This window comes from Ignavibacteriales bacterium (assembly GCA_015709675.1).
In the GTDB taxonomy this organism is placed as follows: domain Bacteria; phylum Bacteroidota; class Ignavibacteria; order Ignavibacteriales; family Ignavibacteriaceae; genus H2-BAC3.
In genome coordinates this window covers 119,638-130,514 of the sequence record CP054182.1, presented here as the reverse complement: position 1 = coordinate 130,514, position 10,877 = coordinate 119,638, and the positions used below count along the sequence as shown (strand labels likewise).

The following is a 10,877-nucleotide window of genomic DNA, read 5'->3' as shown; positions in this document are numbered from 1 at the left end:
AAGCGGATTTGAATAAAGCTATATCATCTTTGTGCTTTGCTAAACTGGTAAACAATTTTTCATTCTTCATTATTCATTTTAGCACTGTTTGTCTGCCGAGAAAAAATTACGACCTACGTTAAGAGATATCCCTCTCTTTTCTGAGCTGAGTATTGAGCAGCTTCGGGAGCTTTCTGCCCTGAGTGAAATAAGAAGTTATAAGCGAAAGGAAATTCTCTTTACTGAAAATGAATCGTATAAGGGGTTCTATATACTGCTGAAAGGGACTATTAAGGTATATAAAATTACTGATTCAGGCCGTGAAGCTGTCATGCATCTTCTTAAGCCAATCGCATCGTTTGGTGATATTCCGCTCTTTGACGGAAAAGATTATCCGGTTAATGCCGAGGCAACGGAGGAATGTCTGGTGCTGTTTGTTTCAAAGGATGGCTTTATAGGACTGCTCAGGAAGAATCCGGAAATAGCGCTGAAAATGCTCGGCGGCTTTGCAAAGCGGATGAAGAAATTAGTAAGCCAGGTGGAAGATTTAACCACGCGCGATATCAGGTTCCGCCTTGCCCGGTATATACTGGATGAAATCAAAAACGCCGGAACTGAAAATCTCCCCGAACCGGTTGTGACTCTTACCCTCCCCAAATCTTCTCTTGCAAGTTATCTGGGGACAATTACCGAGACACTTTCGCGCACATTCAAAAAACTTCAGGAAGATGGCATTATAAAAGTAAGGGGAAATAAAATTATTATTGTAAACTGTCCTGCTCTTAAAGAACTCGCTAAACCATAAGGGGCTGATTTCCGTCTCTTAATCCTCATAAATAACCTAAAATCCCCATAAATCAGTTTTCCGGACAGGAATTTACTTCCTGGTTTCAGCGGAAAAGTGGATAAAACTGACTTAAGTCAAATACTCCGGCTGCCGGTTCAGGTAACTTTCCATTGTAAATAAACAATTATGGAAAGAAGTAATGGACTACACTCAATTAGACATAAGACCGGTACCTCCCAGAGAGAGACATCCGAAAATATTTTCAACCTTTGATGCGCTTCAGCCCGGGGAGGGATTTCAGTTGATAAACGACCATGAACCACGCCCTCTTTTTTATCAGTTTGAGCATGAACGCCCCGGCCAGTTTCTCTGGGAGTATCAGGAAAGAGGCCCCGAACTCTGGCGGGTTAACATCACCCGTAAATAACTGTCTGTTTTTATATCAAGATTATAGAAAGATAAACGTATGACGATGGCTGACCTTATAAAAAAGAAGCCGGAATTTTTGGATACGATTTCACTGAAAAAAATAAAAGAACTGGATGTCCGCCCGATTCTCATGGGAGGACAGGACCCGTTCTCACAAATAATGTCAGCCATCAGTGCTTTGGATGAAGGTGATGTTCTGAAACTCATCAATTCATTTGAACCACTACCGCTCTATAAAGTGCTCGGCAGGCAGGGCTATGAACATTTTACCGAGCAGTTTGACAACGAGTATCATATATACTTCTGGAACACCGGAAACAACGGTCAAGAAGATCAGACCGTCCCGGCTCAAAAGGAAAAAGAGGATACTACCGTGGTTATTGAATTAGACGTGAGAGGACTTGAGCCGCCGGAGCCGATGATAAAAATTCTTGAAAAACTGACGCAGCTTCCTGAATGTGCCGTGCTGCTGGTGCATCATCACCGCGAACCGGTAATGCTGTATCCGAAACTAGAAGAGAATGGTTTTGAAGCAACAGCAAATAAGATAGAAGAAAACTATTACAAAGTGCTTATCAGCCGTAAAAAACAGTAAAAGAAGATGTCTGCCGCTTCATTAACATCATCATCATACTCGCCCCCTTTTAAGGTGGTTTCAAAGTATTTTATAACAGCAATCGGTTCGTTTGTGTTTCTGGCTCTGGTGATGCTTCTGCATTATGATGTACTTACAGGCCACCACTTTCAGCCGAAAGTTCTTGCGCTGAACCATGTTGCGGCTCTGGGATGGATTTCGATGATAATTTTCGGGGCGATGTTTCAGCTCGTACCTGTGGTTCTTGAAGCGCGGCTTTACAGCACACGTCTGGCAGAAGCGCAGTATTGGATCTATACCGCAGGAACAGCAGGTCTGGTTTACTGCTTCTGGGAGTTTGAAACCGGCTGGCTGCTGATTCTTTCGGCTTCGCTGCTGAACCTTGCTGTGCTAATCTTTGCCTTTAATATATACATGACCATGAAGCCGGTTCCTCGTCTGAATATGACGGGCAGGTATCTTGCGTCCGGTGTTATCTGGCTTTCAGTAACAGCGCTGCTTGGGCTTCTGCTCAGTATTAATCTTGGGTCGCCGTTCCTCTCTTTTGACCATCTGCGCTGGCTTAACCTGCACGCGCATCTCGGTTTTGCAGGATGGATTACGTTCGTGGTCATGGGAGTCTCTTATAAGCTGATACCGATGTTTACCCTGTCACATGACTATCCCTCCAGACTTGAATCACCGGTTTTCTGGTGCATGAATGCCGGGCTCTTGGGTATTATGCTGACGGGTCATACAGAAAAGAATATATTCTTTTATGCAAGTTCACTGCTTATTGCAGCAGCGGTTGTTCTGTTTCTTATTCAGATATCACTCATTTTTAAACACAGAGTGCGCCGTCATCTTGACACGGGCATTAAATACTCCGCGCAGGCATATCTGATGATGGGGCTTACCATGATACTCGGACTGTTTGTGGCGTTTGTTGACTCAGAGAACATTCCCAATCTTACTCTTGCCTACGGTGTGATGATTTTATTTGGATATATATCACTGCTTATTTCGGGGCAGATGTATAAAATTGTGCCGTTTCTGGTTTGGTATGACAAATACAGCAGCAAAGTTGGCAAAGAGCCGGTTCCTCTGCTGAAGGAAATGATTAACGAGAAAACAGCAGAGCTGCAGCTCATGATTCTTTTGGTATCTTCATTTGGCGCTGTGTTTTCACTGATCTTCAGGAGTGAAACAGGAGCTCTAATCTCCTTTTCTCTGATGTTTGCCGGTTCACTGATTTTTTTGTTCAATATGATCTATATATTCAGGAAATAACAAAATGCTGACCCCAGAGCAGATTACCACGCTGTTACGAAATGTGATTGATCCGGAAATTGGTGTGAACATTGTTGATCTGGGTCTTGTTTACGGGGTTGAAGTTTCAGAGAGTGAAATAAAGATTACCATGACACTAACCACCCCGGGCTGTCCGATGCATGACAGTATTATTACGTGGACTGAAAATATCATCAAAAAGTATGCACCCGATGGCAATGTTATGATTAACCTGGTCTGGGAACCTGCATGGAGCCCGGCACGCATTGTGCCGTCCGTCCGCGAAGAACTTGGAATTTAGGAGCCGGATATGTTTTCAACAGTACGCTATTTCATAAAAACCAGTCTTGCTTTTCTTATTACCGGTGTACTAACCGGCGTTTATATGTCATATCTGAAATATATTGAACGCACTGGTTACAGTCCTGAACTTATTTCAGCGCACACTCATCTGATTCTGGTTGGCTCGGTTATGATGATGATTATGGGAGTGGCACTCTGGTTTTTTCCGCGGGCTGAAAAAGAAGACAAACGTTATAATCCTGCTCTCATACTTGTTACCTACTGGGTGATGACAATTGCAACCGGCTCGAGATTTATATTTCAGGTGATTGCATCTTTTCAGCCGACTGAGTGGAGCGGGTATGGGGTTGCGGGCAGTTCAGCGCTTCAGGTAATAGGAATGATTTTATTCTTTTATTCCATGTGGGGACGCATCCGGCCCGTTGGCAGCCAGTACCGTGAAGCAAAGGGGGAAAAATTCTGATGATGTATATAGATGAAAACTGCATCAACTGCGGGGCATGCGCGGTTGAATGTCCCGTTGAAGCCATACTCCCTCCGGGTGAATCCATTCAGGCAGGTGGAGGAAGAACAGAAGAGCCGCTGTCAGATGAACATTATTTTATCGTACCGGAAGACTGCACCGGATGCGAGGGGCTTTCATCGGTCAAATGTATAGCCGTCTGTCCCATGGATGCAATTAAATCTGAAAATTTAACACACTAACAATATAGAAGGATCAGCCATGAACACTCTCTTCAAAAACCATGCAACTCTGCTTGCTGTTTTCTTTTTCGTATTTGCGATTCAAGGATACATTTTTCCCCATTGTGATGCAGTAGATGGACCGGTTGTGAAGGCGGCAAAAAAAGCGCTTGCCACTGGAAATGTTAATCACGTTCTTATCTGGGTCCGTGCTGAGGATGAGAAGGAAATAAAAGATCTTTTTAAGCGCGTTCAGAGTGTAAGCAAACTGAACGATGAAGCATCAGAACTTGCGCGTGACTATTTTTACGAGACAGTCGTGCGTGTCCACCGTATGGGTGAGGGAGTGGGATATACCGGACTTCAGCCTGAGGGTTATCAGCCGGAACCGGGAATAGTTGCCGCTGATGAAGCTCTGGAGCACAAATCAGTTGAAACCATTCTCCATCACACTGGTGAAAAGCATCATGCGCATGTGAAGGAACTGTTCACTGAGATGGTTTCCAAAAGCAGTTTCCCCGCAGATGACCTTAAAGCAGGAAGAGAGTACGTTGCTAAATATGTAACGTTTATTCATTACATCGAAAGCTTATATAAAGGGGAAGCTCCTAAAACTGATGAGCACCATCATCATTAATTAGTAGTTAGCAATTAGTAATTAGTAATGTCAAGTTCAGACGTTGCTTTGCAAAAGTATTTTGAACAATTCGTCTGAGTTTTACTTGTAGAAGTTCTCAATTGGTTTATCAATAAGACAAGTACGCAATGAATGAAACGTAAAGTAAACGGAGTGCGGCGCAAAGTTTTAGCATGTGTTCCAAGTATCTCTGTAGTGCCAGGGCAGAGTATTATATTAGTCCGAAATAAGCAGCGGCGAATTACACAGTCTGCCGCTGCATATTTCAACCAATAAACTATGGGTGAGGTCATCTCCCCACTGATTTGCTAAATAACCGTTTTTTCTTGTCCCGTCGTCCGGGTTTCCGTATTTTTAGAGGCGCTCTTTAGCGGGTACAAAATGCAGTTACACGGACAGAGTTTCCGGGTATGATTTGCGGCCGGGTAAAATCTGACCCCGGAATAATGCCGAAATTCCGTCTTTGGCCACAGAGACGGAGCATCAGCCGGCTCCGGTTCAACACCCAAGTGTACCTTGATATTGCTGATTGATTTTTTCCCGGCTTCTTTCCATTCTCCGTGCCTCTCTGGTTCTCCCTGATGTTGTTTTGCCGCTTTTGAACCGCACAACGAGACACCATATTTGTATTAACCAGGAGTACCTGTTATGAAATCAATTGTATGTTTTGCCCTTCTTATAATTTTCACTTCTCACATATATGCTCAGCCGGTTGTTACCTGCACACAGACAGGAAAATTCAGCAACGGCATGCTTTCTTATCTCCTTAATGACAAAGTCGGATTCGTAAACGCAAAGGGAAACATTGTTATCCCCGATACCTACCGCTATTATATACAGGAGTGGGGGGAGCTGCCTTACTTTACGGAAGGCTTCACTATGGTTCAGGATCCGGAAACAGAACTGATCGGCTATCTGAATACCCGGGGTGAAGTTGAAATGCCCTATATGTTTAAGAATGCCTATAATTTTTCAGAGGAGATTGCATTTGTAAGGATTGACGATCATGTTTCGCTTATTGATTCAAAAGGAGGTATCCTGGCACGGGATATCCTTGCACTTAATGCATGGCACTCAAAGTTTACTGAGGGACTAGCCGGAGCGCAGAAAGAATTTGCCTACGGCTTTATTGATAAAAAAGGTAATTTTGTAATTGAACCGGCTTATGATGAAATCCGTGACTTCTCGCAGGGATTTGCCGCAGTCAAAAAAGACGGCAAATGGGGCTTTATTGATAAGACCGGTGCTGTACGGATTCCTTTTCAGTTCAGCAATGAGCCAATGTCATTTAACAGCGGCAGAACATTTGTTCAGAGCAAGGATAATCTCTGGGGAATTATGGATACAACCGGAAAAATTCTTGTTGAACCAAAATACAAACAGGCCTTTGCCATAAATGAGGGATTTGCCGTGGTGAGCACCATGGATGCAAAGTGGCAGGAAACTTTTTATATTATTAATGCAGACGGTAAAACTCAAAAAGAATATATGAAAGAGAAAAATGCAAAAGAGACGATTACTTTCTGGTCAGGATTTCATGAGGGGCTTGCTGTTGCAATGAAGGACTTTAAAAAAGGAATGATTGACCCTAAAGGAAAGGTTGTGATTGATTTTCTCTATCGCGAACTCAAGTCTCTAGAGAATGGTATGGCCTATTTTGAACGCTTTGATGAAAAGACAAAAAAGGTGACAAAAGGATACCTGACATCCAAAGGAGTTGTTGCCTTTACCCTTGCTCCGCCCCAGTTCTGATGTGATCTCTGCTCCGGGGACTGCAATAAGTCCCCGGAACAGAATACCCGGAAAGTGCTTATTTTCGACGCAGTCATTTTTTCCGGTTTAACGCTATATAAGGAGATTGTTCATGGATGAATTTATGAATGCAGCAATTGAAGAAGCCCGCAAAGGCGCAAATGAAGGGGGAATACCCATCGGATCAGTGATAGTATATAACGGTAAAATCATCGGCCGCGGACATAACCGACGTGTGCAGAAGGGGAGCGCTATTCTGCACGGTGAGATGGATGCATTTGAGAACGCAGGAAGGCAGCCTGCGTCAGTTTACCGTGACTGCACTTTGTACACAACTCTATCCCCCTGCTCAATGTGCAGCGGTGCAATATTGCTCTATGGAATTAAAAAGGTGATCGTGGGAGAAAATACAACATTCATGGGTGAAGAAGAGCTGCTCCGCTCGCGCGGAGTAAAGGTTGAGGTGCTGCAGAATCCGGAATGTATTACCATGATGGAGCAGTTTATTGCATCAAAACCGCAGCTCTGGAACGAGGATATAGGGGAGTAGCAGCCCGCAAAATTTGGGACTGCTTTCCTGTGCACATTATTTAGCAAGCATCAGTTTTATTGATTTCGTCTGAGTTCCTGTGCTGAGCCGGAGTATATATGCACCGGAAGCAAGACCCTCGCCGCTTATCTGAATCTGATGAGAACCTCTCTGCAGTAAGCCGCTATGCAGCGTTTTAACCAGTTCACCTGTAACTGAATAAAGCCCTGCTGAAAGTTCTGTATCCTCCGGAAGGGAGAATGAAACCGTGGTAACAGGATTAAAAGGATTAGGATAATTCTGCCGGACGTTGAACTCCGCAGGTAATCCTGCCTCAGCGGATACAATCTTAGAATACCAGATTGTGCCGTCAAAATCAATTTGTTTCAGACGGTAATAATTTGCTCCAGGAAACGGTGATATGTCCGTGAATGTGTATGATGATACGCCCGTTGTTGTTCCATTGCCGGTAATAAACCCGATTGATTCCCATTGTTCGTGTAGAGACGATGCATGCATCGTCTCTACTGCATGCATCCTCTCTACTGGGGACGCACGCTGGATTTCAAATCCATGGTTATTGGTTTCCGATGCAGTTGACCAGGTGAGGGTAACCAGGTTGTTATATACATGTGCGGAAAAGGATGTAAGTTCAACCGGAACAATATCAGGCGTGCTTTTGATGAGCCAAAGGTCGTGCACTCCCGCACCGGATGAAAGTGTGTGTCCGGTGATAACGAATCCCCCGTCAGAAGTAAGATCAAGCCAGTAACCAACATCTGAAGCAGTACCGCCAAAGGTGCGCGAAGTTTCAAGTGTACCGTCGGGGGTAGTTTTAACCAGCCACACATCATCACCGCCTGCGCCTGTGGAGAGGGTATAACCTGTTATCAGAAAGCCGTCATCCTGAGTCTGGCGGAGTGAATGGCCGTAGTCCCGCCCGGTACCGCCAAATGTTTTTTGCCAGGCCAAATTACCCGATGCATCTGTTTTAACCAGATACATATCATCATTACCGGCACCCATCGAAGCAGTGTAACCGGCCATGATATATCCGCCGTCTCTTGTTTCGATTGCATGATAGCCCCGGTCAGCGCTGGTGCCGCCAAAGTTCTTATTAAAAATGATGGCCCCTGAGGAATCCGTGAGCACCAGCCATGCTTTCCCCAGCGCTCCTGCGCCGTCTGAGGCAGTCCATCCGGTGAGTATATATCCGCCGCTTTGTGTGACCTCAACTGAGCGGAATCCGTCCGTGCTGAGCCCGCCGTACCATTTCGTCCAGAGTGGTGTGCCGTTTGCGCTGAGTTTGATAAGCCAGCCATCCCGGCTGCCCATGGTGGAAGAGGATGTTGCGGCTGCTATAATATATCCGCCTCCCGGAATCTCACGTACCGAATAACCCTCCTCATCATTTGCTCCGCCAAAAAACCGGAACCACTGCTCATTGCCGAGGGAATCGGTTTTGATGATATATACATCCTTCAGGCCGGAGCCGAATGAGGAAGTATAACCGGTGATGATATATCCGCCGTCCTGAGTCTGCCGGACCGAAGTTCCTTCATCATCATTATTGCCGCCGAAAGTTTTGCTCCACTGCTCGTTCCCCTGTGCATCGGTTTTCAGCAGCCAGACGTTGCGTCCTGATGCTGTGCCGAATGAGCGGGTGTAGCCGGTCATAATAAAGCCATGGTCGGAAGTCTGCTGAACAGCGTGACCGACGTCAATATTAGTTCCGCCGTAGGTGCGGGTCCAGACGGAGTCGGAAAAATGACGGGGAGCAATCAGTATCAGAAAAATGAACAGAAGGGAAATTTTCATGGCAATGGCTGAAAATAGTTGGTAAATCTTTGGACTAATTTACGAAAGTATGAGTAAAGAATGATAAAAGCGGAGCATTTTTATAACACAAAGTTAGCAAAGTATACTGCAAAGTATCGCAGAGTTTAAATCTCACATTCTCGAGGCAAACGATTGATTAGTTAAACGTGGTCTGAAAGATACGAATCCTCAGATTAACGATTTGCATCCAACAAACTTATTCTCATATCGTCTTGCAGGTTCATCCCCGGTTTTATTATCTTGCATGACTTAATTCCTGCCGGAGAGGGCACCAGAACAAATTTATGGAGTAACGTGTGAAAAGAAGAGACTTTGTTTTAAAATCAGTTGTATCTGCTGCAGCGGCCGCACTCATTCCCTCAACACTGAAGGGTGAGACGCCAGGCCAGGCATCACTTACCGGTAACCCTCTGCGGTTTCCCCCTGTGCTTCAGCAAGGACAGCAGCTTACGCTAAGCACCACCAATGCCGAGGTTTGGCCTGGTCAGCTGACAGAAGTAATTGCTCTGAACGGGAGTTACCCCGGACCAACGATCAAAGTAAAGCGGGGAGAAGAGTTTTCCGTTGTGTTTAATAATCAGCACAGCGAAGAGGCAACCATTCACTGGCACGGACTTCTGGTTCCCGAGCTGATGGACGGCCAGCCGAAAGATGCAGTACTTCCCGGGGCAAGTTATACCTACACCTTTGCTGTCACACAGAGGGCTGGCACCTACTTTTATCATTCTCACGCTCATCACATTACCGGAAAGCATGTATATAAAGGCTTTGCCGGATTTTTCATAATTGAGGATGATGACGAGCTGCAGCTCGGACTTCCTGCCGGAGAATTTGATGTGCCGCTGGTGATTCAGGACAGGCGCTCAGCAAATATCCCGCAGTTTACCTATCAGCCTGCCATGGTGGACAATATGCTCGGATATATAGGGAATACCGCTCTGGTGAACGGTACCCCGGATGCCTATCTTGAGGTGCATAAAACGCTTTACCGCTTCCGGCTTCTTAACGGGTCAAATGCCCGTATATACCATATTGCTTTTTCAGATAATACACCCTTCACCATTATCGGTACGGACAGCGGGCTGAAAGATGAAGCGGTGCAGGTTAATTCCGTATATCTGGCTCCAGGGGAGCGGCTTGAGATTCTGGCGGACTTTTCGAATCATCAGCAGGGCACTTCTGTGAATCTGATTTCGCTTGCATTTACCGCTCCGGGTTTGCAGGGGGATGCTATAACACTGATGCGTTTTGATATTACCGGTACGCAATCTTCAGGCGGAGTTATTCCGCAGTCGCTTCCCGCAATTAGCTATTATAATTATGCTGATAAACTGAGAACGCGCGAATTTATCCTGAGCCAGGGAACCATGGCAACAGGCATGCACCGCATTAATGACAAGGTTTATGACATGAACCGGATTGATGAGGTGGTGCAGATTAATGAGCTCGAAGAATGGAAATTTATCAATACAACCAATCTCTATCACCCGATGCATATACACGGGGTCATGTTTCAGGTATATTCCCGCGGAGGCAGTACAACCCTCGGGCCCAATGACAAAGGATGGAAGGATACCGTACTGGTTTTCCCCAATGAAACGGTAGGTGTTCTTGCAAAGTTTACGGATCACGCGGGTATATTTCTGATGCACTGTCACATCCTTGAACATGAGGATATGGGTATGATGATGAACTTCCGCATCGAGGGAGAGCCAACGACCGGAACCGATGATGAGGGAAAACCAAGCGGATTTGCACTGGAGCAAAACTATCCTAATCCTTTTAATCCCTCAACGGTGATCGGATATGCAGTCGGCCGGCGCGCTCTGGTTGAACTGGAACTGTATGATATACAGGGTTCAATGATAGCCCGTCCGGTAAGCCGTGTGCAGGAGCCGGGCAGTTACTCAGTCAGGGTGGATTTCAGCGGGCAGGGGCTTTCCTCAGGTATGTATATATACAGGATGAAAGCAACGGCTGAAGGAAGAACGCTTTTTATGAAAAGCGGGAAGATGGAATATATAAAGTAATTTTGTCAGGATTGGCTGCTGCTCATTTGCGTAAGTGATCATTG

The 10,877-nt window shown here is 45.5% G+C and carries 12 protein-coding genes; 11 read left to right on the top strand and 1 reads right to left on the bottom strand.

Annotated elements, in window-relative coordinates:
- Positions 1-88 precede the first annotated feature (88 nt).
- The 10 genes from HRU80_00460 (at position 89) to HRU80_00415 (ending at position 6,985) form a co-directional block, all read left to right on the top strand.
- Positions 89-784, top strand: a complete 696-nt coding sequence (locus HRU80_00460; protein ID QOJ27414.1) for a Crp/Fnr family transcriptional regulator — start codon at positions 89-91, stop codon at positions 782-784.
- A gap of 181 nt (positions 785-965) precedes the next feature.
- Positions 966-1,193 carry a DUF2249 domain-containing protein gene (locus tag HRU80_00455; GenBank protein QOJ27413.1) on the top strand — a complete coding sequence of 76 codons (228 nt, stop codon included), beginning with the start codon at positions 966-968 and terminating at the stop codon, positions 1,191-1,193.
- Between the two features lie 45 nt (positions 1,194-1,238).
- The gene (locus HRU80_00450; protein ID QOJ27412.1) at positions 1,239-1,790 is read left to right on the top strand and encodes a DUF2249 domain-containing protein; all 552 of its coding nucleotides are present in this window, start codon (positions 1,239-1,241) and stop codon (positions 1,788-1,790) included.
- Positions 1,791-1,796: 6 nt separating this feature from the next.
- Entirely contained in the window at positions 1,797-3,059 is a 1,263-nt protein-coding gene (locus HRU80_00445; GenBank protein ID QOJ27411.1) for a hypothetical protein, read from the top strand.
- Positions 3,060-3,063: 4 nt separating this feature from the next.
- The gene (locus tag HRU80_00440; GenBank protein ID QOJ27410.1) at positions 3,064-3,360 is read left to right on the top strand and encodes a metal-sulfur cluster assembly factor; all 297 of its coding nucleotides are present in this window, start codon (positions 3,064-3,066) and stop codon (positions 3,358-3,360) included.
- Positions 3,361-3,369: 9 nt separating this feature from the next.
- Positions 3,370-3,825 carry a hypothetical protein gene (locus tag HRU80_00435; protein ID QOJ27409.1) on the top strand — a complete coding sequence of 152 codons (456 nt, stop codon included), beginning with the start codon at positions 3,370-3,372 and terminating at the stop codon, positions 3,823-3,825.
- Positions 3,825-4,067, top strand: coding sequence for a 4Fe-4S binding protein (locus HRU80_00430; GenBank protein QOJ27408.1), 243 nt, complete (start codon positions 3,825-3,827; stop codon positions 4,065-4,067). Before HRU80_00435 ends, HRU80_00430 begins: the two co-directional genes overlap by 1 nt.
- Positions 4,068-4,086: 19 nt before the next feature.
- Positions 4,087-4,683, top strand: coding sequence for a hypothetical protein (locus HRU80_00425; GenBank protein ID QOJ27407.1), 597 nt, complete (start codon positions 4,087-4,089; stop codon positions 4,681-4,683).
- A 648-nt stretch (positions 4,684-5,331) separates the two neighbouring features.
- Entirely contained in the window at positions 5,332-6,435 is a 1,104-nt protein-coding gene (locus HRU80_00420) for a WG repeat-containing protein (GenBank protein ID QOJ27406.1), read from the top strand.
- Between the two features lie 112 nt (positions 6,436-6,547).
- On the top strand, positions 6,548-6,985 hold the full coding sequence (locus tag HRU80_00415; protein ID QOJ27405.1) for a nucleoside deaminase: 438 nt from the start codon (positions 6,548-6,550) through the stop codon (positions 6,983-6,985).
- Between the two features lie 36 nt (positions 6,986-7,021).
- Here HRU80_00415 and HRU80_00410 read toward each other — a convergent pair whose 3' ends face one another.
- A complete protein-coding gene (locus HRU80_00410; protein ID QOJ27404.1) occupies positions 7,022-8,782 on the bottom strand; it encodes a T9SS type A sorting domain-containing protein in 1,761 nt (586 codons plus the stop codon).
- A gap of 317 nt (positions 8,783-9,099) precedes the next feature.
- Between HRU80_00410 and HRU80_00405 the strand changes: the two genes are divergently transcribed.
- Positions 9,100-10,833, top strand: a complete 1,734-nt coding sequence (locus tag HRU80_00405; GenBank protein QOJ27403.1) for a multicopper oxidase domain-containing protein — start codon at positions 9,100-9,102, stop codon at positions 10,831-10,833.
- Positions 10,834-10,877 lie beyond the last annotated feature (44 nt).